24 protein-coding genes are annotated in these 24,303 nt (G+C 51.5%); 12 read left to right on the forward strand and 12 right to left on the reverse strand.

Going from position 1 to position 24,303, the window contains the following annotated elements:
• Positions 1–9 precede the first annotated feature (9 nt).
• Together icd and LDO05_RS13705 are read right to left on the reverse strand one after the other, a co-directional pair.
• Entirely contained in the window at positions 10–1,305 is a 1,296-nt protein-coding gene (gene icd / locus LDO05_RS13700; protein ID WP_251375952.1) for an NADP-dependent isocitrate dehydrogenase, read from the reverse strand.
• A gap of 122 nt (positions 1,306–1,427) precedes the next feature.
• Positions 1,428–2,540, reverse strand: coding sequence for a citrate/2-methylcitrate synthase (locus LDO05_RS13705; protein WP_251375953.1), 1,113 nt, complete (start codon positions 2,538–2,540; stop codon positions 1,428–1,430).
• A 368-nt stretch (positions 2,541–2,908) separates the two neighbouring features.
• Here LDO05_RS13705 and ytvI point away from each other — a divergent pair, with 368 nt between their 5' ends.
• Positions 2,909–4,027 carry a sporulation integral membrane protein YtvI gene (gene ytvI / locus LDO05_RS13710; RefSeq protein ID WP_251375954.1) on the forward strand — a complete coding sequence of 373 codons (1,119 nt, stop codon included), beginning with the start codon at positions 2,909–2,911 and terminating at the stop codon, positions 4,025–4,027.
• A gap of 228 nt (positions 4,028–4,255) precedes the next feature.
• Here the strand turns inward: ytvI and LDO05_RS13715 are convergent, their stop codons facing one another.
• The 7 genes from LDO05_RS13715 to LDO05_RS13745 form a co-directional block, all read right to left on the reverse strand.
• On the reverse strand, positions 4,256–4,648 hold the full coding sequence (locus LDO05_RS13715) for an FxsA family protein (protein ID WP_251375955.1): 393 nt from the start codon (positions 4,646–4,648) through the stop codon (positions 4,256–4,258).
• A gap of 61 nt (positions 4,649–4,709) precedes the next feature.
• On the reverse strand, positions 4,710–5,213 hold the full coding sequence (locus LDO05_RS13720) for an acyl-CoA thioesterase (protein WP_251375956.1): 504 nt from the start codon (positions 5,211–5,213) through the stop codon (positions 4,710–4,712).
• 120 nt (positions 5,214–5,333) lie between these two features.
• Positions 5,334–6,755, reverse strand: a complete 1,422-nt coding sequence (gene pyk, locus LDO05_RS13725) for a pyruvate kinase (RefSeq protein ID WP_251375957.1) — start codon at positions 6,753–6,755, stop codon at positions 5,334–5,336.
• A 140-nt stretch (positions 6,756–6,895) separates the two neighbouring features.
• Positions 6,896–7,858, reverse strand: coding sequence for an acetyl-CoA carboxylase carboxyltransferase subunit alpha (locus LDO05_RS13730; RefSeq protein ID WP_251375958.1), 963 nt, complete (start codon positions 7,856–7,858; stop codon positions 6,896–6,898).
• Complete coding sequence (accD, locus tag LDO05_RS13735) at positions 7,859–8,752, reverse strand: acetyl-CoA carboxylase, carboxyltransferase subunit beta (RefSeq protein ID WP_251375959.1); 894 nt, start codon at positions 8,750–8,752, stop codon at positions 7,859–7,861.
• 84 nt (positions 8,753–8,836) lie between these two features.
• The gene (locus tag LDO05_RS13740) at positions 8,837–9,025 is read right to left on the reverse strand and encodes a glutamate decarboxylase (protein ID WP_251375960.1); all 189 of its coding nucleotides are present in this window, start codon (positions 9,023–9,025) and stop codon (positions 8,837–8,839) included.
• 232 nt (positions 9,026–9,257) lie between these two features.
• Complete coding sequence (locus LDO05_RS13745) at positions 9,258–12,899, reverse strand: DNA polymerase III subunit alpha (protein WP_251375961.1); 3,642 nt, start codon at positions 12,897–12,899, stop codon at positions 9,258–9,260.
• Positions 12,900–13,082: 183 nt separating this feature from the next.
• Here LDO05_RS13745 and LDO05_RS13750 point away from each other — a divergent pair, with 183 nt between their 5' ends.
• The 3 genes from LDO05_RS13750 (at position 13,083) to LDO05_RS13760 (ending at position 14,293) form a co-directional block, all read left to right on the forward strand.
• Positions 13,083–13,412, forward strand: coding sequence for a YtrH family sporulation protein (locus LDO05_RS13750; protein WP_127199908.1), 330 nt, complete (start codon positions 13,083–13,085; stop codon positions 13,410–13,412).
• A gap of 7 nt (positions 13,413–13,419) precedes the next feature.
• A complete protein-coding gene (locus tag LDO05_RS13755) occupies positions 13,420–13,908 on the forward strand; it encodes a sporulation membrane protein YtrI (RefSeq protein WP_251375962.1) in 489 nt (162 codons plus the stop codon).
• 88 nt (positions 13,909–13,996) lie between these two features.
• The gene (locus LDO05_RS13760) at positions 13,997–14,293 is read left to right on the forward strand and encodes a YtpI family protein (RefSeq protein ID WP_251375963.1); all 297 of its coding nucleotides are present in this window, start codon (positions 13,997–13,999) and stop codon (positions 14,291–14,293) included.
• A gap of 3 nt (positions 14,294–14,296) precedes the next feature.
• Here LDO05_RS13760 and LDO05_RS13765 read toward each other — a convergent pair whose 3' ends face one another.
• Entirely contained in the window at positions 14,297–15,634 is a 1,338-nt protein-coding gene (locus LDO05_RS13765) for a DRTGG domain-containing protein (RefSeq protein ID WP_251375964.1), read from the reverse strand.
• Positions 15,635–15,954: 320 nt separating this feature from the next.
• On the opposite strand from LDO05_RS13765, the gene LDO05_RS13770 reads away from it, so the two are divergent.
• From LDO05_RS13770 to LDO05_RS13780, 3 genes are all read left to right on the forward strand, one after another.
• Positions 15,955–16,482, forward strand: coding sequence for a hypothetical protein (locus LDO05_RS13770; RefSeq protein ID WP_251375965.1), 528 nt, complete (start codon positions 15,955–15,957; stop codon positions 16,480–16,482).
• Between the two features lie 110 nt (positions 16,483–16,592).
• Positions 16,593–16,928, forward strand: coding sequence for a transposase (locus tag LDO05_RS13775; RefSeq protein WP_251375966.1), 336 nt, complete (start codon positions 16,593–16,595; stop codon positions 16,926–16,928).
• On the forward strand, positions 16,859–17,743 hold the full coding sequence (locus tag LDO05_RS13780) for an IS3 family transposase (protein WP_251375967.1): 885 nt from the start codon (positions 16,859–16,861) through the stop codon (positions 17,741–17,743). Before LDO05_RS13775 ends, LDO05_RS13780 begins: the two co-directional genes overlap by 70 nt.
• 88 nt (positions 17,744–17,831) lie before the next feature.
• Here the strand turns inward: LDO05_RS13780 and LDO05_RS13785 are convergent, their stop codons facing one another.
• Together LDO05_RS13785 and LDO05_RS13790 are read right to left on the reverse strand one after the other, a co-directional pair.
• Entirely contained in the window at positions 17,832–18,116 is a 285-nt protein-coding gene (locus tag LDO05_RS13785; protein WP_251375968.1) for a hypothetical protein, read from the reverse strand.
• Positions 18,117–18,202: 86 nt separating this feature from the next.
• Positions 18,203–18,547, reverse strand: a complete 345-nt coding sequence (locus tag LDO05_RS13790) for a YlbF/YmcA family competence regulator (protein ID WP_251375969.1) — start codon at positions 18,545–18,547, stop codon at positions 18,203–18,205.
• A gap of 226 nt (positions 18,548–18,773) precedes the next feature.
• Here LDO05_RS13790 and LDO05_RS13795 point away from each other — a divergent pair, with 226 nt between their 5' ends.
• From LDO05_RS13795 to LDO05_RS13815, 5 genes are read left to right on the forward strand one after another with little or no spacing between them, the layout of a single operon-like run.
• Positions 18,774–20,141 (forward strand): YheC/YheD family endospore coat-associated protein, encoded by a 1,368-nt coding sequence (locus LDO05_RS13795; RefSeq protein WP_251375970.1) that lies wholly within the window; start codon positions 18,774–18,776, stop codon positions 20,139–20,141.
• Between the two features lie 15 nt (positions 20,142–20,156).
• Entirely contained in the window at positions 20,157–21,308 is a 1,152-nt protein-coding gene (locus LDO05_RS13800) for a YheC/YheD family endospore coat-associated protein (protein WP_251375971.1), read from the forward strand.
• A complete protein-coding gene (locus LDO05_RS13805) occupies positions 21,305–22,678 on the forward strand; it encodes a YheC/YheD family endospore coat-associated protein (protein WP_251375972.1) in 1,374 nt (457 codons plus the stop codon). The genes LDO05_RS13800 and LDO05_RS13805 overlap by 4 nt, the downstream gene beginning before the upstream one ends.
• Positions 22,675–23,793, forward strand: coding sequence for a YheC/YheD family endospore coat-associated protein (locus LDO05_RS13810; RefSeq protein ID WP_251375974.1), 1,119 nt, complete (start codon positions 22,675–22,677; stop codon positions 23,791–23,793). Before LDO05_RS13805 ends, LDO05_RS13810 begins: the two co-directional genes overlap by 4 nt.
• 13 nt (positions 23,794–23,806) lie before the next feature.
• Positions 23,807–24,301 (forward strand): GNAT family N-acetyltransferase, encoded by a 495-nt coding sequence (locus tag LDO05_RS13815; RefSeq protein WP_251375975.1) that lies wholly within the window; start codon positions 23,807–23,809, stop codon positions 24,299–24,301.
• Positions 24,302–24,303 lie beyond the last annotated feature (2 nt).

Consider the following 24,303-nt stretch of genomic DNA (forward strand, 5'->3'; position numbering starts at 1 on the left):
GACAGCCTCCTACATGTTACTAATAACTTGATCCGCGAACTCCGAGCACTTCACTTCTGTAGCGCCTTCCATCAGGCGGGCAAAGTCATAAGTAACGGTCTTGTTATTAATAGAGGTCTCAAGCCCTTTGTAGATCAGGTCTGCGGCTTCCTGCCATCCCAAATGCTCAAGCAGCATAACGCCGGACAGAATAACCGAACCCGGGTTAACTACGTCAAGATCAGCATATTTAGGCGCTGTTCCATGGGTAGCTTCGAAGATCGCATGGCCTGTCAGATAGTTGATGTTCGCGCCCGGGGCGATACCGATACCGCCTACTTGAGCTGCCAGGGCATCAGACAGATAGTCCCCGTTCAGGTTAAGGGTTGCAATGACATCAAAGTCAGTCGGACGGGTCAGAACCTGCTGCAGGGCAATGTCGGCAATCGCATCCTTGATGAGGATCTTGCCTGCATCGAGAGCTTCCTTCTGTGCCGCATTCGCCGCGTCCGCACCGGATTGCTCCTTGATCTGGTCGTACTGTGCCCAAGTGAACACTTTATCACCGAACTCCTGCTCAGCTACTTCATAACCCCAGTTCTTGAAGGCACCTTCTGTGAACTTCATGATATTGCCTTTGTGAACAAGCGTTACGCTCTTGCGTCCATGATCAATGGCATATTGAACTGCTGCGCGGACAAGGCGCTTCGAGCCTTCTTCAGATACAGGCTTGATGCCGATACCGGAAGTCTCCGGGAAGCGGATCTTCTTCACGCCCATCTCATTCTGCAGGAAGGAGAGAACCTTCTTCACTTCCTCAGTACCTTCCTGGTACTCAATACCCGCATAGATGTCCTCTGTGTTCTCACGGAAGATAACCATGTCAACCAGCTCCGGACGCTTCACCGGAGACGGCACACCGTCAAAGTAGCGGACAGGACGAAGACATACGTACAGGTCCAGCTCTTGACGCAGCGCCACGTTAAGAGAGCGGATTCCTCCGCCGATTGGCGTAGTCAAAGGTCCTTTGATGGCTACGATATATTCACGAATCGCGGTTAGCGTGTCGGCCGGAAGCCACTCGCCATATGTATTGAACGCTTTCTCGCCCGCGAACACTTCATACCAGGCAATTTTCTTCTCTCCGCTGTAAGCTTTCTCTACAGCTGCATCAAGAACACGAACGGATGCTTTCCAGATGTCGCGGCCTGTGCCGTCACCTTCGATAAACGGGATAATTGGACGGTTCGGCACCTGCAGCTTTCCGTTCTGAATTTCAATTTTATCACCTTCGGTAGGCAGGCTGTATTTCTCAAAGTTAGGCATAATTACATGTTCCTCCTTAACGATTATAGGTTCCGTCTCCGGTATTCAGACATGAAGAGGGGGACCACCGCTAAAGCTGCCGGCTCCCACCTCTTCCGCTTATTCTATCATAACTTGCCAGACTATCTTAATTCAATCGGGATATATCTCTGATTATATAGGCCCGTGTACTCCGCGCGTGGACGAATAATCCGGTTATTGTCCAGCTGCTCCACGATGTGGGCTGTCCATCCGGACAGACGGCTGATTGCAAAGATCGGTGTGAACAAATCTTTCTCAATTCCCAGCATGGTGTATACAGAGGCAGAGTAGAAATCAACATTCGGCTTCAGGCCCTTTTGCGAGGTGACCAGGGATTCAATCTTCACCGACATCTCATAGAGCGTGGAGTCTCCCTTCAGCTCACTAAGCTCTCTGGACATTTTCTGCAGATGCTTGGCACGCGGGTCGCCATTTTTGTATACGCGGTGACCGAAGCCCATAATCTTATCTTTGTTATCCAGCTTCTGCTGGATATATTCCTCTGTCTTATCCAAGGAGCCAATCTCCGAAAGCATATGCATCACCGCTTCATTGGCACCCCCGTGCAGAGGCCCCTTCAAGGTCCCGATTGCCGAGGTCACACCGGAGTATATATCCGATAGCGTTGCCACGGTAACCCGTGCGGAGAAAGTAGACGCGTTAAGCTCGTGATCCGCATGCAGAACCAAGGCTTGATCCAAAGCCTTAACCGCAACAGAATCCGGCTCTTCGCCAGACAGCATGTACAGGAAGTTGTACGCCAGGCTTACACCCTGCTTGGGCGCAATGGGCTCTTTCCCTTTACGGATACGGTCAAAGGCCGCGATCAGTGTCGGTATTTGAGCTTGCAGCCGGATTGCCTTGTCCTGAGTGGATTCATGACTGATATCCCCTGCCGTCTCGTCATATAGAGCCAGTGCGGATACACCCGTGCGAAGTGCAGCCATGGTGTTCGCATGGCGAGGATACAGTTTGAGCTGTTCCATTACCTCGGAAGGGATGGCCGCATATTCGCTAAGCTGCTGCTGAAGTGCGCCAAGCTCAGACTGCGTCGGCAGCTTGCCGTACCAAAGCAAATAAGCCACTTCTTCAAAAATGGCATGTTCAGCTAGCTCATCGATATTAATTCCACGGTAAGCCAGTACGCCGTCTTCGATAGAGCTGATAGAAGAAGCCGCAGCCACAATACCTTCCAGGCCTTTGGTAGCTGTCATAGTACATCTCTCCTTTATGGGGCATATTAAGCCGTAAATAGCCAATGTAAACATTTACATTTTAAAATATTATAAGATTACGATGTGCAATGGACCCTGTTACACCAGATGAAACCTTATTTCATCATACTGGATTTTAGGGAGCAAGGGAACAACTTAAAGTCCTGACTCTGAATTAAATTGTTTTATCGCAACAATAAAGATTTTTTTGTAAGCGATTACATCATTGTTGGATCGTCCTTCTATTGCCATTGGGCGGTCTTTTCCTGCATACTATAACATAATTAATAGATAAGAATGAAAGGCTGGCCTCAGGCCTTCGTGTTCATTCGCAGAGTAGTCAACCCTACTTGAAGGAGAATGATTTCTTGGACAATATTATACTCAAAAGGTTACTTCGGGGGATCTGGGTTATTGCGGCTCTCGTTCTAATCGGACTAGCATTCTATTGGCTCATTCCGCTGGTATATCCCTTCCTGATTGCCTGGCTGATCGCCTATGCGATGAACCCATTTATCCGCTTTCTGCAAAAGAGAGTCAAGATGCCAAAGTGGCTGGCGGTCACACTCGGCCTTCTGGTCTATTTTGGCGGGGCCTTCATTATCCTCTCCGCGGTAGTGACCCGTTCGGTGAAAGAACTGATTCACCTTACCCAGTCATTCGATCTGCATATCGAGAAGTGGAAATCTTTCTTTATCAATTGGGCTCAAAGCGATGGAATCCAGAATATTATTGGAGAGATCAACAAGTTCATTCGGAACAATCCAGATTACCAGCATACCATTAACCAGAACATTAACCGGACCACAGAGACGATCAGTTCCATGGTGACCCGGATTGTCTCCGGATTCCTGAACGGGATTGTGAACCTGCTGACATCCCTGCCTAACCTGGGTGTGATCCTGATCGTGGTCATGCTGGCTACCTTCTTCATCAGCAAGAACTGGGAACGGCATATGCGAACCATGACAGGCTGGGTTCCTCTTCCGTTCCGCAAAACAGCCAAGGATGTATGGGGAGATCTTCAGAAGGCGCTGTTCGGTTACCTGCGTGCCCAATTCATCATGATCTCGATCACCGCTGCCATTGTCCTCATCGGGCTGCTGATTCTCGGAGTAGACTCCGCATTCACCTTTGCCTTGTTAATTGGCTTTGTCGATCTTCTCCCTTATCTTGGCGTGGGAACAATTATGGTCCCCTGGCTTACATACGCCTATCTCTCGGGAGATATCCGACTTGGGATCGGTCTGTCTATACTTTATGGTATTATCCTGGTTGCCCGTCAGTTAATCGAGCCAAAAGTATTGGCCAGCAGTGTGGGACTTGATCCCCTGCCTACGCTGATTGGCATGTTCGTGGGTCTCAAGCTCTTCGGAGTTCTCGGCCTGATTATCGGCCCCGTCGCCTTCGTTGTGATTTCGGCGGTGAACCGAGCCAATGTATTCAGGGATCTGAGGAACTATATTGTCAATGGCCGGCTTCACTGAGACCTTTTCATCAAGATGCCGCACAAATGGAACTATCCTTGGTGAGCCCTTCCTTTGTGCAGGCATTCAGCTTGTTACTAGGGGGGCTCCGAGAACTAAGGCTGCTCCCCTCGCTGCTGGTTCTAAATTTCTATAAAACACAAAGAAACCGTCCCCTGATAGAATGGAAGCACCACCAACCATCTATGAAAGGAACGGTTTCTTTCTTATTTGGAGCAGTTGCTCTTCTTAACGCCGGAAAAATGTTATCGAGCCATCCTTCATTTTTTTGGCGACCCATTTAACTAGAAATACTTTGTAGATAGGCCGGGTTAAGGGGAACACCATTGTGAAACCGATGGCATCCGTCACAAATCCGGGAATGAGCAACAGCAGCCCTCCGAGTAATATGCATAGTCCATCCACAACCGTACGGCCAGGAACCTGGCCATTATTCATCTGTCCTTTAACCGACTCCAGAACCTTACGGCCTTCAAATTGAACCATAAGCCCACCGATTATAGAGGTCGCCACGGTTAGAAAGATCGTCTTGCCAACCCCGATCCGCCCGCCTACTAGGGAATACACCCAGAACTCAACAAATACGATCACTAAAATCCATAAGAATGCCCATTTACGCATGAGATTGCCCCTTCTCCTGAAAGCCAGACTTCTTACATGAGTTATACCCATCTATTGAAGCTTACGCCCTTGTTAATATGCTATCAAGAGCATTGTACAGGTTCGGCAGCTTTTTATCCAGCCGCACCGGCTTCCAGTCCAGATCGACCCATACGTGGCTTGTAGAGCCTGTTACGAGCAATTCACCGGGCAGCTGATCCGAATCCCCGATTATTTCGCCTGAGCCATTCCCAGCGTTCCGGAAGCGTCTTATTTCATAAGCGTACCCCAGCCGGAGCGGGGAGAAAGAAGTGACTCTCGTGAAGACGGAAATCTGATCATCATAATGTGCAGGAAGCTTGAACTGCAGATTCGCATCAATAACCGGGAGCAGAACACCTTCCTGCTCAATGGCTCTGTAGTCATATCCCAGCTGGCGGATCATCTCGGTCCTTCCAATCTCGAACCAGCCCAGATAGTTGCTGTGGTAGACAACTGACATCTGATCCGTCTCCTGATACCGTACCCGAAGCTCTGCCTTGAACCAGCGGCTGCTTTTATCCGCGCCTCGATGTTGTGTGCCCATTTCGCTCTCCTATCTGATTGTTCTCAGGTTTAGTTCCATATCCCCACTATAACAAAAAGCAATGGTTCGCCGCTGCCGGTTGCTCCATTGCTTTGTGTATGTTCCCAATTTAATTAGGGATTAGCCTTGAATTTGACTGATTTTCACCAAGTTGGTTGAACCGGAACGACCCAGTGGAACACCCGCAGTAATAACTACCAGGTCTCCCTCTTTAACAAGGCCAGATTCAACTCCACCTTGCATAGCATAGCCAAACATCTCGTCTGTAGATGAGGCTTGTGTGCCTTTAACCGGGGTAACGCCCCATGCAAGTGCAAGACGACGCATAGTCTGGTCAACGGTAGTTACCGCAATAATTGGCGATTTCGGACGATACTTGGATACCATACGTGCTGTATATCCAGTCTCTGTGGAAGTGATGATCGCCTTCGCGTTCAGATCAAGAGCGGAATTCGCCACAGCCTGGCTGATCGCTTCCGTCACCGTAGTTTGTTGAGCATGGCTCTGCTTCTCGAAAATCTCGCGATATTTCAAAGCAGATTCTGCTTTCTCAGCAATACGGGACATGGTCAGCACAGATTCAACCGGATATTTACCAGCAGCCGTCTCACCTGACAACATAATTGCATCCGTACCATCAAAGATCGCATTCGCCACGTCACTCGCTTCCGCGCGTGTTGGTCTCGGGTTGCGCTGCATGGAATCCAGCATTTGGGTTGCTGTAATTACAGGCTTGCCTACACGATTACATTTCTCGATCATGGTCTTCTGAGCCAGAGGCACATCTTCCGCTGGGATCTCAACACCAAGGTCACCACGGGCTACCATCAGTCCGTCGGACACTTCCAATATTTCATCCAAGTTATCGACACCCTGCTGGTTCTCGATTTTGGAGATGATTTGAATATATGTGGCGTTGTGCTTCTCAAGAAGCTCACGAATTTCAAGAACGTCACTGGCTTTACGTACAAAGGAAGCAGCGATAAAGTCGATACCTTGCTCAATACCGAAAACGATGTCATTCGCATCCTTCTCAGTAATACCCGGCAGAGAGATATGTACGCCCGGTACATTGACACCCTTCTTGCTCTTGATGGTTCCGCCATTGACAATGCGGCATTTGATCTCAGTGCCTTGAATGTCTACAACGGTAAGGCCGATCAGACCATCATCGATCAAAATAGTGGACCCTACTTCAACGTCATTTGGAAGTTCACTGTAAGTTACTGAGATGCGATCCTTGTCTCCAAGAATTTCTTCAGTAGTCAAAGTGATGAACTCATCTTGTACCAATTCAATCGGCTCAACAGCCAATTTACCGGTACGGATTTCTGGACCTTTGGTATCAAGCAGGATGGCAACAGACTTTCCAAGCTCTTCGCTGGCTTGACGAATAGTCTTAATCCGGTTGCCGTGCTCTTCAAAATCTCCGTGGGAGAAGTTGAGACGGGCCACGTTCATACCCGCAAGAATCAGTTTCTTCGTGTTCTCCAAAGACTCACTGGAAGGACCGATAGTACATACAATTTTCGTTTTACGCATTTGGGTTTCCTCCGTTTTAGGGTTTCTCTCTTTATCTTCTTTTTCCAACAATTAAATCTACTACATAATTGATAATTTGTATAGGAACTTTGTCATATTAATCATTACCCAGCTGGACAAAATCTATAATAAGTTTAGCTTTATTTCTTTGCTATGCCAAATTTCCCGATTTTGCGGAATTTCTGGTAGCGCTCTTCGCGGAGCTCGTCCGCTGTCTTGGCTCTCAATTCGTCAAGATGACGTACAATTGAAGCTTTGATGCTGTCCGCAGCAGCCTCATAATCCTTATGGGCACCGCCCTTTGGTTCAGGCACAATTTCTTCAATCACTTCCATCTCAAGCAGATCCTTCGCTGTAATCTTCATGGCTTCTGCTGCCTGATCGGCCTTGGACGCGTCCTTCCACAGAATAGATGCGGCTCCATTAGGAGAGATCGCGGAATAGATGGCATTCTCAAGCATCAACACGCGGTTCCCTACACCCAGAGCGAGCGCGCCTCCGCTTCCCCCTTCACCAATCACCACACAGATGACAGGCACGCGAAGGGACGCCATGTCCCGCAGGTTGCGGGCGATCGCTTCGGACTGGCCTCTCTCTTCTGCCGTAATTCCGGGATAAGCCCCTTTGGTGTCAATAAAGGTAATAATCGGACGACCGAATTTCTCAGCCTGCTGCATCAGACGCAGCGCTTTGCGGAACCCTTCCGGGTGCGGACTGCCAAAGAAACGGGCAATGTTATCTTTGGTGTCCTTCCCGCGCTGTTGACCGAGAACGGTGACAGGCGTGTCATTCAGCTTGGCAATACCGCCTACAATGGCAAGGTCATCCCCGAATATCCGGTCTCCATGAAGCTCAATGAAATCGGTGAAGATCAATTGAATGAAGTCAAGTGAAGTCGGACGCTGATGATTTCTGGCCAGATGCATCTTCTGGGAAGGGGAAATCGCACTGTAAATTCCCTCTTCGAGCTCCCGGTACCGTTCTTCCAGGCGAGTGATCTCATCGCTGAAATCAATTCCCTTCTCGTCCCCGAACTGCTTCAGCTCGTCAATCTTCTTGCGCATCTCCACAAGAGGCGTTTCAAAGGGCATTTCTCCCGCCACCTATACTCCTCCTTTCACATTGTGCAGCTCCAGCAGCTTGGCTAGTGTGCTCTTCATTTCCTTGCGGTGCACAACCAGGTCAAGCTGGCCGTGCTGAAGGTTGAATTCCGCTGTCTGGAAGTCATCCGGCAGCTTCTGGCGAATGGTCTGCTCAATAACGATCCGGCCGGCAAAACCAAACACGGCCCCCGGCTCGGCGATGATGATATCTCCAAGCATAGCAAAGCTGGCGGAAACGCCTCCGGTTGTCGGATCCGTAATCACCGAAATATACAGACCGCCCTGCTCATTGAACCGGGACAGCGCCGCGCTTGTCTTGGCCATCTGCATGAGGCTGAGTATGCTCTCCTGCATCCGGGCCCCGCCCGAAGTGGAGAAAATAATAAGCGGAAGTCGGCTCTCTGTCGCAGCTTCAATAGCCCGGGTAATCTTCTCCCCAACAACAGAACCCATACTTCCGGTGAAAAAGTCAAAGCTCATTACAGCCACAACAACAGGCAGTTCCGAGATCGTGCCCTGTCCGGTCACTACGGCTTCGCGCAGTCCTGACTTCAGGGTCTGCTGCTCCAGCTTCGTTGCATATCCCGGGAACCCGAGCGGGTCCTCTGACACCAGATCTTCATCGTATTCCACAAAGCTGCCTTCATCGAGAACGTATTGAATCCGTTCCATGGCGTTCAGGCGCATATGATAGCCACAGTTAGGACACACCTTGAGATTCTTGTCCAGCTCTTTGCTGTACTGAATAACTCCGCAGCTGCCGCATTTATTCATCAGCCCTTCAGGAATTTCACGTCTCGGGCGTTCTCCTTGATCTGCAGCCGTGTCACGACCTAGTCTTTCTGACGGAAGGGTCGCGTACTTCCTCTTTTTCTGGAATAAGTCTTTAAACACCACTACACCTCTCCAGCCATTAATTTGCTCTGCCGCATCTTGCACAGTAAATCCTATATAGCATCATCCTGCCTCACCCTAATCTCATGGACGCAAGATGGAATTGAGTACTTCTTGCACTTCTTCAAGTTCCCCGGAAGGTACCAGAATTTCAAACTGCTGTTTGGATAAATTGACAGGACGTGTTTGGACAAGAAAGCCTTCTTCCATAAGCTTGTGTTTAATCCTTTCCGCAATCTTCGCGGTAGGCGCAATATACATTACTGTCCACATGTCCTCTTCCAAAGCCCCCTAGCGTTCAGTTTTGAGCCCGTATAATAGAGTAATGATAACATAATCTTCAATTTTCCCGCAACAGAGGGGTACAGCGGCTGAGCCCGGTATAAGGGTCCAGGCTCCACCACCCATACAGCTGCACGAGCCATTCTATGCCGGCTTGGCCGGGATATATTCCTTAAGCACAGCCTGATCCGCAGCCTGCATACAGGCGCTACACTCCCCGCCCCTACCTCACTCTTACGGTCTGCGGACCGAGCAGCTGCTCAATCTCTCCGAAGAGCTCAGGCGAAGGCTTGATCTTGTAGCGATCGCTCAGCGCAAGCAGCTTCTGTGAGCTCTCATAGAACAGCACCGTGGCCATAGGCCCCGGGTGCTGCTGGAGCAGCTCCTTGAGCTGCTCCAGCATGGCCGCGTGCTCCGCCGCGGCCGCAATCTTGATGAAGACCCGCTGCCCCGCAGGGGTCTTCCCGGAGCTGCCCGGCGCCTGCGCGGCGGCGCCGGGAGAACCTGCCGCGGCCGCGCTGCTGCGCTGCGGCTGCGGAGGTTCAGGGCGCCGCGCGGGCTGCGCCGCGGCGCTTGCGCGCGCGGACGCCGGGGCCTTGCCCGGCGTCCGCGCGCCCTGCTGGGCGCGGGCCCGCTGGCTGCGCCGGAGCTGCTCGAGCGCCTCCTCGCCCAGCGGGGCGATCTCGTCAGCGAGCAGCTTGAAGCCCTCGTCCTGCTGCTGCACGGTGGCGCGCAGGGCAAGCAGAGCGCCCTTCTCAATCAGGGCGCGGCTGCGGCTCCACACCTCCGGGAACAGCACGACCTCGCAGCGCTCGATCTGGTCTTCAAGCTCCATGAAGGCCATCGCTTTGCCCTGCTTGGTCGTGATGGTCTTGACCGATACGACCATGCCCGCAACGACTGTCTTGCTCTCATCAGGCGCTTCCACGAGGTTCATCAGCCGGTCGACGCCGTCCGCGTCCAGCAGATGATCATAATCATCCAGCGGATGGCCTGACAGATACAAGCCCAGCAGCTCACGCTCGAAGTCCAGCTGCTGCACAATGCTGAATTTCGGAATATCGGGATACTCAATATCCCAGTTCGGCGTCTCCACGAAATCGAACAGCTGGATCTGCAGATCATCCCGTTCTTTGCGCCATTTGAGCGCGGCTTCTACAGTCTCATCCAGCATCGCAAGCAGCTGGGCCCGGTGACCTGGCAGGGCATCGAAGGCGCCGCCCTGGATCAGGGATTCAATAACGCGCTTGTTGCATACCCTCAGGTCTACCCGGCGGCAGAAATCAAGCAGGCTGTCAAAAGGACGTTCCTTACGGACACGCAGAATACTTTCCATAGCCTGGGTGCCCACATTCTTGATGGCCGCGAGTCCGAACCGGATAACTCCATGCCCTCCAGGCTCTTCCGCAGGCTGCGGGGTGAACAGCACCCCGCTGTAGTTCACATCCGGAGGCAGCACCTTGATGCTCATTCTCCGGCATTCGACGATATACTCAGCCACCTTCCTGTGGCTGCCCATCACCGCGGTAAGCATGGATGCCATGAGATGAACGGGATAATGAGCCTTCAGATAGGCAGTCTGGAAAGCAAGCACTCCATAAGCGGCCGCATGGGCGCGCGGGAAGCCATAGTCCGCGAACCGGACAATCATATCGTAGACCGCATTGGCATCCTCCGGCTTGTAGCCCATCTTCAGACTGCCGGAGACAAAGTGCTCCCGCTGCTCGTCCAGCACTTCACGTTTCTTCTTCGAGACAGCCCTGCGGAGCAGGTCCGCTTCCCCGAGAGAGAAGCCCGCCATAGAAGAGGCGATCTTCATAATCTGCTCCTGGTATACGATAATCCCGTACGTATCGGCAAGCAGCGGCTCCAGATCCGGATGCGGATACTCCACCTCCACAAGGCCGTGCTTGCCGCCAATATACTTGGGGATGAACTCCATGGGACCCGGGCGGTACAGGGCCAGGACCGAAATAACATCTTCAAATTCCGATGGCTTCAGCTCTCTCAGCACCCGCCGCATCCCGGCGGACTCCAGCTGGAACACTCCGGTTGTCTCTCCGCGGCCAAGCAGCTCATAAGTCAGGGGATCATGATCCGGAATGAGGTGGAAATCCAGCTGTTCACCGGTCTGCTCCTGAATCCAGCGCAGACAGCGCTCAATAATGGACAACGTCCGGAGACCCAGAAAATCCATCTTCAGAAGCCCGATTGATTCCAGACTCTCCATTGAATACTGGGTCAGCGCCGTTGTCTCACTGCCTTCCTGCAGCGGGACGGCGTCCGTCAAGGGATCACGTGAAATCACGACACCCGCCGCATGAGTTGAGGCATGACGCGGCATGCCTTCCACCTTCTTGGCCATATCCAGAAGACCTCTCACCCGGGGCTGCGATTCGTACATTGCTTTCAGGTCGGGACTCATCTCCAGAGCGCGCTGAATGCTGATACCCAGATTTCCGGGAATCAGCTTGGCCGCCTTGTCGACCTCCCCGAACGGAACGTTCAGAGCTCTGCCCACGTCTCTGACCGCCGCGCGGGCTGCCATCGTACCGAAGGTAATAATCTGGGCCACATGTCCCGTACCATACTTGTCCACAACGTAGGCAATGACCTCGTCCCGGCGTTCGTCACTGAAGTCAATATCAATATCCGGCATGGTTATCCGCTCCGGGTTAAGAAAACGTTCGAAGAGCAGATGATACTTCATCGGATCCACATCTGTAATCTTGAGGACATAAGCCACCAGACTGCCTGCGGAGGATCCGCGGCCCGGACCGGTAGCGATGCCGTTACGGTGCGCGTAGGCGATGAAATCCCACACAATCAGGAAGTAATCCGAGAATCCCATGCTTTCAATTACACCAAGCTCATATTCGAGCCGCTCCTCAAGCTCTCTTTTCAGCCCGGCATCGGTCCATCGCTCTGAATGGCGATAGCGGGCGGACAGACCTTCTTGACAAAGTTCAGCCAAGTAACTCCCGGCTGATCTCCCTTCCGGGATTGGACGGTAAGCGGGAAGAATGTGACGCCCGAATTCAAGCTCAAGCTCGCATTTCTCTGCGATAACGGAAGTGTTCCTGATCGCTTCCGGGATATGCGGGAACAAAGCCTGCATGCCTTGGGAATCCTTCAGATACAGCTGGTCCGTAGGAATCTTGAACCGTTCTTCGTCATCCACCGACTTTCCTGTACCAATACAGATGAGCACGTCCTGGACCTCGGCATCCTTCTTCTCCAGATAATGGACGTCATTCGTCGCAACCAGCTGGACGCCCGTGTCTTCCGCCAGCTGCACCAGCAGTGGATTGACCTTCTTCTGTTCAGTCAGTCCATGATCCTGAAGCTCTAGATAGAAGTCGTCGCCGAAGGCAGATTTATAGCGAAGGGCGGCCCTTTTGGCCTCCTCGTATCTTCCATGCAGCAGGTGCTGGGGGACTTCTCCGCCAAGACAAGCGCTTAGCGCAATGATTCCCTCGCTGTATTCACTAAGAACCTCCCAATCGATTCTAGGTTTGTAATGGAAGCCTTCCAGATGGCCAATCGAGACCAGCTTCATCAGGTTCTTGTAACCTGTCATATTCTTGGCAAGCAGGATCAGATGATAGATGGGCTGATCCTTGCGGCTGCCCCGCTCCTTACGGGAGCCTGCCGTGAAGTATACCTCACATCCCAGGATCGGCTTGATCCCATTTGCCTTGCATAATTTATAAAAGGGCACAGCCCCATACATCACGCCATGATCGGTCAGCGCAAGTGCCTTCATTCCGAAGCCTGCTGCCGTCTTGACCAGATCTTCCACTCTGGCCGCGCCATCCAGCAGACTATATTCACTATGCACATGCAGGTGAACAAAATTGTCCATACGCAGGTTTCCTTCCTCCGTCACATCAGGCGGGTTCTCTTTTCTTCTCAAAAAAATAATATTTATAATCAATATTTTATCATAGACGGCTTCGAAGCGCCCATACAATGGTAAGGGAACTGCCGGACAAGCGAAGCTCTACCAAGAGCTCTGAACATGGATAAGAAAGCGGGGCGTATAGGCGTGAGTACTTTTATTAGTAAAGCACTGCTGGACTTTTTTATAGCATTCGGAATTGTGCTTGGCGGATCGCTGTTAGGGGGCATCGGAGCCGTTGTCTCGCTTCAGCCGCCCACTCAGACGATGCTGGATGTATCGGACCGGATCAAGATTTGGGCGCTGGCCGCGGCGATCGGCGGAACCATTGACCCGATGAGAGTCATTGAGAGTAACTTTTTTGACGGGAATCTATCTCCGGTAATCAAGCAGATTCTCTTCCTGCTGTTTGCTTTTATCGGGGCCCATCTGGGATCTGAGCTTGTGAAATGGGTCTGCGGCGGGGGGAAAGGATGAGGGCTGGATGAGCGGGAAGCCGAATGAACGTGTCCGGACCTTTGCCAGGATGACCTCTGTTTTTATCATCGGAATGGTGGTTGGCGCGGTCATCTATAACAGCATTTTTCACCTAAGCTACAACCAGCTGTGGATTGAGAACAAGGATCTCCAGATCGAATTGAGCCAGTCTCTGGATGAACTGAAGACGATGAAGAAATTCAGCAAGCGCCAGACGGTGATCAAGTCTATCAAAATCCGGGTGGAGGATGGCGAGCATCCACTTGATCCGGTGGCGGCCAAAGGGATCGTCCAGAAGCTGCAGCAGGAGCTGCAGGTCCTACGCGGACGGAGCATGTATGAGATTGACACAGACGCCAAGATGGCAAGAACCTTTCTTAACCGCAAAATCTATATGGTTCGCGACAAGGAATATGCCGTGCAGATCAAAACCATGCTGGTCAGCGAAGGCATTCTCCAGATCTGGATTGAGGTGAAGCCGCATATCCGTATCTAGCAGTATTCCAACATCTCTAGTTCATCCCCCGATCATTCATGTTACAATCAATACAGAATGTCCACTTATAAAGGAGCTGCTCTACGACATGATTGAGGTTATTGAATACATTCTCTATGCTGTACTGATCGTTGCTTGTGTATGTTCTGTCTATTTCAGCTTTCGCTCCCGGCGCTCTACAGAGCCGAATGTACGGGGCCTGAATGCGGCTAAGAACAATGTCAGCATGGGCGTGATGCTTATTGTGCTGTCGGTCATCCAGATGTTCATGTTCACAGGCTCCACCCTGCGGGTAGTCATTGGAGCCTTGTTCATGGTGCTTGGCGCGTTCAATATTTTTGCGGGACTGCGCAATATCAGTGCCTACACCCGCAGATCTTCCTAGAGCTTACGCATGGTCAATAGACTGGAGCGTCATCACCGCCTTGGCGACCAGACTGTCCTGATGGGTCATGGCGATCTCCAGCTTGCATGCCCGCCGGCTCACCTCAAGAACAACGGGAGAGATAACAACCGGGTTCTCAATCTGAACCGGCCGGATGAAATAGGTCGTCATGTTGTCTACAATATGGTCATTCCCGCTTACATCCTTCGCCGCACTAAGTCCAGCTTGACTCAGCAGCGCCGTTAACACGCCTTGCGAGATGGTCCCCAGATCCGTGGACATTTGGGGTGTGATCATCCCGTGGAAAAATAACCGTCCATCCTCTCCCCGCTCTTCAGCGAATCCATTCCACATTAAGTGCTCAAAGGTCTCGCCAAGCTGAGGCTGATTGCGCGCATCACGCATCGCCTGCAGCACTTCCTTCCGGGTGACGGAGGAGATCAGCTTGCGGTTACGGTCCACGATCGGCAGGAAGTCGATCCCTTCCCACATCATAATCTGTGCGGCTGAGGCGAGTGAAGTCTGCATGCCTGCTGTTATAGGGTGCCGGGTGAGCAGCTTCTCAATACTTGATTCGCCGGGCATATCTTCCACATCCTTGCGGCTGATAATGCCGATAACCCGGTTCCACTCATCCACAACAGGAAATCTCTGATAGCCAGTCTCCTTGGCCAGCTCTTCGAAATCAGACACGTTGCTGTTCACCTTCAGCGTGCTGACTCTGACTCTGGAGGAGATAATATCCTCGACGAGCATAATCTTTTTCTTAATCAGACGGTCAAAGATCGCTCTGTTAATCATGGAGGCTACCGTGAACGTGTCGTGCCTGGAAGAGATAATCGGCAGCGACAGCTGATCAGCCAGCTGCTTCACCTCGCGGCTGGTCCCGAAGCCGCCGGTGATAAGCACTCCTGCTCCCTGCTCCAAAGCGAGGAAGTGCGCATCCTCCCGGTTCCCCACGATGAGCAGGCTGCCCGCGTCGATATAACGGGCCATGGCGTCAATCTTCATGGCGCCGATCACGTATTTATGAAGCGTCTTCTGCAGTCCCTGCTCCGCGCCTCCGAGCACATGGCCCTCCACAATATCCACCACGTCGCCGAACGAGAGCTGTTCCGAGATATTCCGGGGCTTCTTCTCCACCCGGACCGTCCCGATCCGCTCCTTGGTAATCACGATCCCCAGATTCTCGGCTTCCTTCACAGCCCGGTAAGCTGTGCCCTCGCTCACCCCGAGATGCTTGGCCAGCTTGCGAACCGAGATTTTGGTCCCGATCTTAAGTCCTTCTATATGCTGAAGCAGCTGCTCATGCTTGGTAATTGACTCTTCATGCCCTTCCAACTGTTATACCCTCCGATCAAATCTGTACTATTCTGTATCTATTATACAACGTTATTTTATAAAATACACACCGCTGTGCGTGTACAAAAAAATGACTCCGTAAGAAGTCACCTATGAACTCTGCTGGAAATATCCCGAATTCACGCCAGCACCGCTTTTGTGGAACAACAGGCTGCTATCAATATATACTAGATACGTATGCTTACAGCGGTGGCATACATAGCGAAGACATAGAGAAATTATATCAAGTCAAATCATCATCGGATGCCAATAAATCCGTCAGCCTACTTACAGAACCACTTAATTGGAGGTTATAAAAGATGCGTAGAATCAAGAAAAATATTGCCATAGCAGTTTGTGCGGCTGTCGTACTCACTGCCGGCTTATCAGCCACAAGCATTTCCACTGCCGATGAACTTAGCAATAAAGAAATATTGGCAGATCTCAAGCAGGCAGAAGCGGCTGTCAAATCCAAGTTAGAAGCTATGCCAGCTCAGACACCTGAAGACATCAACGCGGCCGTTGAGCAGGGACGCAAAGTAAAGGAAGCGGGTTTGGAAGCTGCAGCTCTGGAGTCCACAATTAATCCCGTAGATTCCAGAATTCAGCTTGAGGAGGATCTAAGAGCCCTGAAAGATGTTCTGGCTACCAAAGGGTACTATGCAACCCTGAGTAATGATCCGAAGTACGGTGAAGAGTACGCCAAAGCCGCTGAGATTCTTGCGGGGAAAAAGATTAAGTTGGCCCAAATAGAAAAGGACCTCAAAGAAAATAAAAATCCCGTTGATCAGCTCATTAAAGAATACGAGGAGCTTAGAGCTCAAAGGGAATTAAACATTAACAATTAACTTTTTTTATTAGTATCAAAAAGAACCCTGCGAAGGGTGAAGTGCACCCCTTAGAATAGACATTGGAAAAACCCCTGGTTATTCCGATGAATTCTAAGGGGTGCATTTTTATGGCGATTAAAGGACAGAAACTCAAACAGTATTCGGAAGAATTAAAGTTAGAGGCGATTCGGCTTCACGTTGAGGAGAAATGGACATATCGGGAAATCAACGAACATCTGGGCATTCAGGACAAAGATCGAATGAAGCGGTGGATGCGAAAATACCGGGAACTAGGTGAGTATGGCCTGTTAGATCAGCGGGGAAGGCGGAAAGAATATATCGATCAAGACCGGTATGTCCAAAAGCTCAAGCGGGAGAATGACATGTTAAAAAAGTGCTTGGAAATCTGGATGCAGGAGGCAAGGAAGAACGCTTTAAGCTCATCGAGAAAGCGGCAACTCTAGGGAAAATTGCAGACTTATGCCAACTCTTTGGCGTCTCCAAAAGCGGTTACTATGCCTATTTGAAGCGAAAGGGAAACGACCGCGACGCCGAAGCCAAACAACAAATCCGTAAAGTCTACAAGCGTTACGAAGGAAAATACGGGTACCGCCAGCTCCAATTGTTCTTGTGGAAGGATGACGGCATTTGGATGAACCACAAGAAGGTATTGCGTCTTATGCAAAAACTCGGCATTCAGGCCAGTATTCGCCGTAAACGCCGGGTAAGCCCTGCGTACCAAACTGGGGAACGAGTAGCAGAGAACTTACTGAAGCGAGACTTTACAGCGGAAAAACCAAACCAGAAATGGGTGACGGATGTGACCCAATACCGTGTAGGTGAACGCTGGCTGTATCTTTCAGCAATAAAAGATCTGTTCAACAACGAAATTGTTGCCTACCAGCTGAGCGAACGTAACGACAATGAGTTGGTTCTACAGACGTTTGCCAAAGCATTTGCCAAGCAAAAAGACGTGACCGGATTGGTCGTTCACAGCGACCAGGGATTCCAGTACACGTCTCATGCTTACCACGACATGCTGCCAAAGGTTGGCGCCCAAATCAGCATGTCACGCCGGGGCAATTGTCTAGACAACGCCTCTATGGAGAGCTTCTTCTCGCATCTCAAAACGGAAGGACTCTATCCTTATGATATCCGAAAAATGGCTGAGGCACAAAGAAGAATCGAGAAATACATACGATTTTACAACCGAAGACGACCACAGCGTAAATTAGATAAACTGACGCCGGTAGACTACCGACGCCAGTTTGCAGCCTAGGTGTTTTTTTAATGTCTACTAAATGGGGTCTTGACCAGGGCTCTTTTTGGTACAGGCTGGTTCAGTTCACCGGATCGAGCCGTCTTGCTTACAACCCTTGACTTTCTTCCTTCTCCCGCGGCCATTTCCGCTGCCATTCCATCAGCTTCGCCTTGCGGACCTGATCCAGCGCCCGCTGCTTCTCGGCATCCACACCCAGAATGAAATGCAGATGGGCACCAATCACCAGAAAGGCGAACGCGGCCCAGACCATGCCGAATATGGACACCCAGCCCGCATCCGGTTTGAATGAAATCATAGGCAGGGCATAGAGAAGCATCCCCAAGGCGACCATCAGATACAACACATTCTTCCACTTGTTCTGTCTCATCATTACAGCAGCATCTCCTTCGTCTCTTAATCTATATTTCTACTCTATGAAGGAGATGTCCGAAATATGAGACTAGCTGCACAAAAAAATTACATGTGAGCGCCGTACAAATGCTGCAGGCTGTCAGCGATAATCTTGTTAACATCCTGGATAATCACGCTCAGACGACGTTCCGCATCGAACAAGCGGCGGATATTCAGGTTGAGACTGAGCACCTCGAACTGCTTCTCCATGTTCTCCATCTCTTCAGGCGAAGGCATATCGCCAGACATCATCCGCTGCTGAAGCTCATTCTGACGGTTACGGAACTCATCAAGCATCCGCTTGCTCTCCGGATCAGCATCAATAAGCTTAACTGCCGCAGTAATCTCCTGTACTTCCTGGCTGTCCTTCAGAGCTTGTGCCAATTCGTGTGCCTTATCGTAAATATTCATCTGTTCATTCCTCCTGATTGGTCTCTAATTCTCAACTTCGTCTTACATAAGTCGTATAAATGCAAAACAGTTCGTCCTTGGAAAAAGGCGCAATCACCAAGGGATATATGTCCTCATATAGTGAATTACATGCATTCCGCAGAACCCCTTCTCCGGCAGAATGAATGAAGCATATTCCATACATTCTGTACATTCATCTAGTTGCGGTTGGAAGGAGATCCACTTCATGTCCTCCAAAAAAGTATTGGTACAGATCATGAATCCAGGCCTGCTGGACGAAGATACCATAATCCTAGGGGAAATGATGGTTAGGCGGTGGAAAATCCCAACAAACCGTTATCTTCAGCTTTCCTTCGGATCGTTCAAGCAGGGCGTCAAAGTTCTATCTCTCCCCAGGTATGCCGGTATCCGAATCAGCCAAGGGCTGGCGTATAGAATGGGCATCTTCTCAAAGCCTGCCCTGCAGCTAACCTTCAAGCGCAGTGCTTCGCTGCTGCGGCTCGGACCGCTCATCGGCGTACTGATCAGCCGGGATTATCCAGATTCACCCGAGAGACCCTTTGGTTCAATCACGATGTTCTGCCGGGAAATGATCCATGCCTGCAAGAAGCAGGGGGCCTATGCTTACTTCTTCACCACAGATCACATCGGACCCGACCCGGATCATATCAAGGGCTGGGTATACAGTGACGGCTGGCGCCAGGCGGAGCTTCCCGCAGCCGATGTCTTCTACAATCGGTTAACCTCCCGCAAGCTCGAGAACAAACCTAGCGTACAGCATTTCTTGAAAGAAGTAAAATCCCGTTACGGCAGCCACTTTTTCAATGAAAAGTTTCTGGACAAAACCGAAGTCTTCGATGCATTGAAGACCGATCCGGCCTTGCTGCGTTATCTTCCAGAGTCTCACTTGTTCCGCAATTACGCCATGCTGAAGAGTATGTGCAGCCGTTACCCCGCCGTATTCCTTAAGCCGATTAGAGGCAGTCTTGGCAAAGGAATTATCCGGATCTCCAGAAATCCTGAAGGAACCTATCAGACACTAGCAACCCAGGTCGGAGGAACGCGCAGACAGAACTTCGAATCGCTGTCGAAGCTCTTCTCCTCGCTCTCCGGCAAGATGAAGACCACCCGCTATCAGATACAGCAAGGGCTTACGCTCATCAATCTGACAGGTAGACCGGTTGACTTCAGGGCGCTGGTTCAGAAGAACCGGCTTGGCAATTGGGAGATTACTTCCATTGTTGCCCGGATCGCGGGGAACCAGCACTATGTGTCCAATCTTGCCCGGGGAGGTACATTAAGCACCGTCAAAGAAGCGGTTGCCAAAACATCACTTCCGGCAGACATCAAAGCGAAAGCCGGCGTCCGTCTGAAGAAGGCCGCTCTGGATATTGCCGCAGGGATTGAAGCCCACATCCCCGCTCATTTCGGAGAACTCGGAATCGATCTGGCCATGGATACAGCCGGGAAGGTCTGGCTGCTTGAAGTCAATTCCAAACCATCCAAGAATGACAACACTCCGCTTGCCAGCGGTAAAGTTCGGCCATCTGTCAAGCGGATGATTGATTATGCCACCTATCTGTCCAGCTCTTAAGGGAGGGAACCTGTTATGAAGCAGCTGTTCACTCCAGCAGCAAGCAGCATGACCAGCATGATGGGTGTGATGGTGTCCGCGAAGCCGAATCTGTCACCCCCTTTTGGCGAGACTGCTTTCTGCCGCAGGCTTACCCTGGCTGGAGCCCGTCATCACTTAAAGGTCTATGTATTTACCGAGGAAGGAATCCTTGACAGCGGACCGGGCATCGAAGGGTATCAGTACATCAGAGGGAATTGGCTGAGCGGTTCTTTTCCAGTGCCCGACATCATATATGACCGGGTAAGCCACCGGGATCCCTGCCAGCTTCAGCTCACACGCCAAAGGCTGGACCGACTGACCGAAGACGGCCGGCCGCTGCAGTATCTGGCCAGAGGCTTATCCGGGAAATGGAATGTCTACCAAAGCCTGAAGCGCCAAGAGAGCTTCCTGCCGCATCTCCCCAGAACGGCCAAGTATAGCAGCTCCATTCAGCTTGCAAGATGGCTGCTTCAGCATAATAACGAGGTGTTTCTCAAGCCACACAGCGGAACACATGGCAAGCTGACCCTGCATGTGCGTCTCGTGAACGAACATCAACATCTGATGCTGACAGGCAGGGACAGGAATAATGTTCTATTTCATAAGCATTTTCAAGATTGGGAGACAGGCGCGGCCTGGATCGACCGTTTCATAGGGAAGCGTACCTTTATCATCCAGCCTTACTTGCAGCTGACCAGCACGGATGGCAGACCCTTTGATGTGCGTGTCTTGATGCAGAAGAACGAATCCGGCCGCTGGAGCTTAACCGGCATGGCAGTGCGGCTGGGTGAGCAGGACTCAGTAACTTCCAATCTGCATGGGGGCGGAACAGCGGTGCAGGCAGACCGTTATTTGACCCGGGAATTCGGGGAGTCCGCGTCTGCCTCCATACTCGGTACACTCCGGCGTCTGTCCGCTGACATTCCCGAATATTTGGAGAGCTGCTTCGGCCGTCTGGCTGAGCTAGGCATTGACTTCGGGATCGACCGGGAGAGCCGCGTATGGATTATCGAAGTGAACTCCAAACCCGGACGTTCCGCTTTTTTTCAAATCGGGGACCAGATGAGCGCCTTCAAATCGATAGAAAATCCGATTTTGTACGCCCGCTATCTATGGCTCCGGCAACTTAGGAGGGTAAATTCATGAGCATGACCTTTTGTAATGTTCATTTCACGCAGCAGCCCCAAAAGATTGTCTACGTCTCTGGCGCATTGATGAAGAGCCTTAAGCTATCGGGCAAAAAGTCAGTGAAGCTCAGACTCGGGGGCGAACGCATTCCGGCTCTCGTTAAGCCGATTAACAAACAGGGGAATCACCTGTACCTTGCTTCAGGCGTAAGAAAGGGGATTAAGGTGCCGATGTCGGGCGGGGTCTTTCTCCGCAATCTGGATGCCGGGGAAGTCCAGCTTGGGCCGCTTATCGGCATACTGTCAGACGGCAGCAGCTCGCTGATCAACCCTTTTGGCTCACGAACCGGGTTCATCAAGCAGCTGCTGCGTGAAGGCAGCAATCAGTCTTACATTTTCGCCTTCACCCCACGTGATATTGATTGGCAGGATGAGACCGTCAACGGTTATTTCCTAACCGAGACAGATCGGTTCACGAGGAGACGGGTGCCGCTGCCTGATGTGGTCTACAACCGTCTCCCGAGCAGACGGGCCGAGACAACCTCTCCGATCAACCAGCTGAGGGAGCGGTTCATCCGCAAGAGAATCCCCTTCTTCAATTGGAGCTTCTTCAACAAATCAGATATCTACCGTCTGCTCGAGAACGATCCTTTGGCTGCCCAGCACATCCCCGAGTCTCATATGAATCCGGCTCCCGAACAGATCAAGGATATGCTGGACCGGCATTCCTTCGTGTATTATAAGCCTTCGGCTGGAAGTCTCGGAAAAGGAATATACAGGTTATCTTATGTACCCAAACGAGGGTATTATGCCCGCTACCGCAATACGAAGGGAAATGTCCTGCAGCGTTTCGCCACTTTTGGCAGCCTGATCAAGACCCTGCAGAGCCGGCACGGCCGCACACTGCGCAGTTATGTGGTTCAGCAGGGAATCCGCCTCATCGAGATTGATGCCTGCCCGCTCGATTTTCGTTTTCATATGCACAAGAACGGCAAGAATCAGTGGGTTGTCGTTGGCATTGGCGCCAAGAAAGCCGGGAAAGGCAGTGTAACCACCCATCTCAAGAATGGGGGATCCCTGCTCACACCCCAGCAGGCACTTAGCCGTGTGTTCGGTCCTAAAGGCGAGGAGGTGCTGAACAAGGCCAAGAAGACCGCCATTACGATAGCCGAGGCCATCGAGAGCCGCGACCAGCATTTAATTGGCGAGATCGGTTTTGACTTCGGTATTGATAAAGACGAGAACATCTGGATGTTCGAAGCCAACGCGAAGCCTGGACGCTCGATCTTCCGTCATCCTCTGCTCCGGGCAGAAGGCAAAGCTTCGGTTGAGCACATTCTGGAACACTGCTTGTACTTAAGCAAATTCCGCCGGAGGGAAGGCGTATGATTGGCTGGCCGCAGCAGGAACATACACCGATCCTCGCTATTCTAACGAGCTACGACAAATACAAGCGATTCCAGGGCAACCGCAAGAACTTCCGTGATATCGTCAAGACAGGCAAGGATCTGGATATCCCCGTTTTTGTCGTGACGACAAAAGATCTGAAGCTATCCGGCAATAAGGTGCTCGGTTATACCTTTATACAGGAGAAGAAGCTCTGGGAAGAGCAGTGGTTCCCTCTTCCGAATGTCATCTATAACCGGATCCCGCAGCGCAAGAACGAAGAGAAGCCAGCGGTCCGCAGAAAAATAGAAGCCTGTCTCGCCCACCCCGATATTCATCTGTTCAATCCGTTCTTCTTCAATAAGTGGGAGCTGTTCGCCTGGCTGAGGAAATCTCCCTCAACCAAGTCGTTCATTCCTGCCACCAAGAAGCTGACCGGGTACAGGTCTCTATCAAGCATGATCCGGAGCTATCCGAATCTGTATCTCAAGCCTGTGAGCGGCAAGGCAGGCAAGGGCATTATGAGACTGAAATATGTGGATAATGAACCGAGTCCCCTGCAGCTGACCATCCAGTCTCCCCGCAAAATAATGGTGATCAAATCCTCCTCTCTCTCCGTAATCTGGAGAAGAATCAGCAGCGAGATCGGGCTGACCAACTATATTGTCCAGGAAGGAATCGAGCTGGTGTCCCATAATGGACGGCAGTTCGACCTTCGCGTCCTCGTACAGAAGAACGGCAAAGGGCAGTGGCTTGTCACCGGAATCGGAGCGAGGCAGGCAGGTCACCGGAGAATTACAACCCATGTGCCTCAAGGCGGGAGCGTCGAAGATCCTGAAGAGCTGCTGACGCTTGTCTTCGGCCGTGAGCTTACACCGGGTATGATGAACCGGGTCAAGTCAGGCGCCCTGCTTATGGCGCGGCAGATCGAGCGTGGAGCGGGTCATGTGCTTGGTGAGATGTCGCTGGATCTCGGCGTGGATATGGACGGCAAGATCTGGTTCTTCGAGGCGAATGCCAAACCGATGAAATTTGATGAGCCTCATATCCGCAAGAAATCGCTGGAGCGTATTTTTCAATACAGCCAGTATCTCGTCAAGCAATCCAATAATTCTTAAGAGGATAACGATTATGGAGATTACATTAGTAGTGCCGGATCAGGTTAACTCCTGGAGCCGGATGCACAGCTCCATTCTGGGCTTTATACGGAAGTACGGAGGCCAGCGGATTACCAGGGACGCCTACCGGCAGATTCAAAAGCTCACCCCGGTTACTCTTCGGCAGCCGGGGTGCGCACTGTTCATCGCAACGGTCCACACCGAGGATGGCACCCGCCTTGCGGGGCTGTCCCTGGTCGCTGGTTACGGCGATCAAGCCGGCATTGTAGTCGTCCATCCCCTTTACCGGGGCCGGCATATCGGGACCAAGCTGCTTCAGGCGCAGCAGCTCCAGATGGGCAGGCTCAGCTGCCGGGTGGCTCTGGATAATCCCTCAAGCCTCAAAATGTGCTTCAATGCCGGGCTCTCTGCCAGAAGAATGGTCCTGGGACCAACAGGCAAGCCGACTTTGGTGCTTGAGGATGATCTGAGGTATGCACATGGTGCGGCGCCAGCACCCACAACTTGATC

Source organism: Paenibacillus sp. YPG26, assembly GCF_023704175.1.
GTDB lineage: Bacteria > Bacillota > Bacilli > Paenibacillales > Paenibacillaceae > Fontibacillus.

Bases quoted from the DNA above. Each gene is read 5' to 3' on its own strand.
- icd (WP_251375952.1), bottom strand. From the start codon at position 1,305: ATGCCTAACTTTGAGAAATACAGCCTGCCTACCGAAGGTGATAAAATT.
- LDO05_RS13705 (WP_251375953.1), bottom strand. From the start codon at position 2,540: ATGACAGCTACCAAAGGCCTGGAAGGTATTGTGGCTGCGGCTTCTTCT.
- LDO05_RS13715 (WP_251375955.1), bottom strand. From the start codon at position 4,648: ATGCGTAAATGGGCATTCTTATGGATTTTAGTGATCGTATTTGTTGAG.
- LDO05_RS13720 (WP_251375956.1), bottom strand. From the start codon at position 5,213: ATGGGCACACAACATCGAGGCGCGGATAAAAGCAGCCGCTGGTTCAAG.
- pyk (WP_251375957.1), bottom strand. From the start codon at position 6,755: ATGCGTAAAACGAAAATTGTATGTACTATCGGTCCTTCCAGTGAGTCT.
- LDO05_RS13740 (WP_251375960.1), bottom strand. From the start codon at position 9,025: ATGTGGACAGTAATGTATATTGCGCCTACCGCGAAGATTGCGGAAAGG.
- LDO05_RS13745 (WP_251375961.1), bottom strand. From the start codon at position 12,899: ATGGACAATTTTGTTCACCTGCATGTGCATAGTGAATATAGTCTGCTG.
- LDO05_RS13755 (WP_251375962.1), top strand. From the start codon at position 13,420: ATGAGCGGGAAGCCGAATGAACGTGTCCGGACCTTTGCCAGGATGACC.
- LDO05_RS13760 (WP_251375963.1), top strand. From the start codon at position 13,997: ATGATTGAGGTTATTGAATACATTCTCTATGCTGTACTGATCGTTGCT.
- LDO05_RS13770 (WP_251375965.1), top strand. From the start codon at position 15,955: ATGCGTAGAATCAAGAAAAATATTGCCATAGCAGTTTGTGCGGCTGTC.
- LDO05_RS13775 (WP_251375966.1), top strand. From the start codon at position 16,593: ATGGCGATTAAAGGACAGAAACTCAAACAGTATTCGGAAGAATTAAAG.
- LDO05_RS13785 (WP_251375968.1), bottom strand. From the start codon at position 18,116: ATGATGAGACAGAACAAGTGGAAGAATGTGTTGTATCTGATGGTCGCC.
- LDO05_RS13790 (WP_251375969.1), bottom strand. From the start codon at position 18,547: ATGAATATTTACGATAAGGCACACGAATTGGCACAAGCTCTGAAGGAC.
- LDO05_RS13795 (WP_251375970.1), top strand. From the start codon at position 18,774: ATGTCCTCCAAAAAAGTATTGGTACAGATCATGAATCCAGGCCTGCTG.
- LDO05_RS13800 (WP_251375971.1), top strand. From the start codon at position 20,157: ATGAAGCAGCTGTTCACTCCAGCAGCAAGCAGCATGACCAGCATGATG.
- LDO05_RS13805 (WP_251375972.1), top strand. From the start codon at position 21,305: ATGAGCATGACCTTTTGTAATGTTCATTTCACGCAGCAGCCCCAAAAG.
- LDO05_RS13810 (WP_251375974.1), top strand. From the start codon at position 22,675: ATGATTGGCTGGCCGCAGCAGGAACATACACCGATCCTCGCTATTCTA.
- LDO05_RS13815 (WP_251375975.1), top strand. From the start codon at position 23,807: ATGGAGATTACATTAGTAGTGCCGGATCAGGTTAACTCCTGGAGCCGG.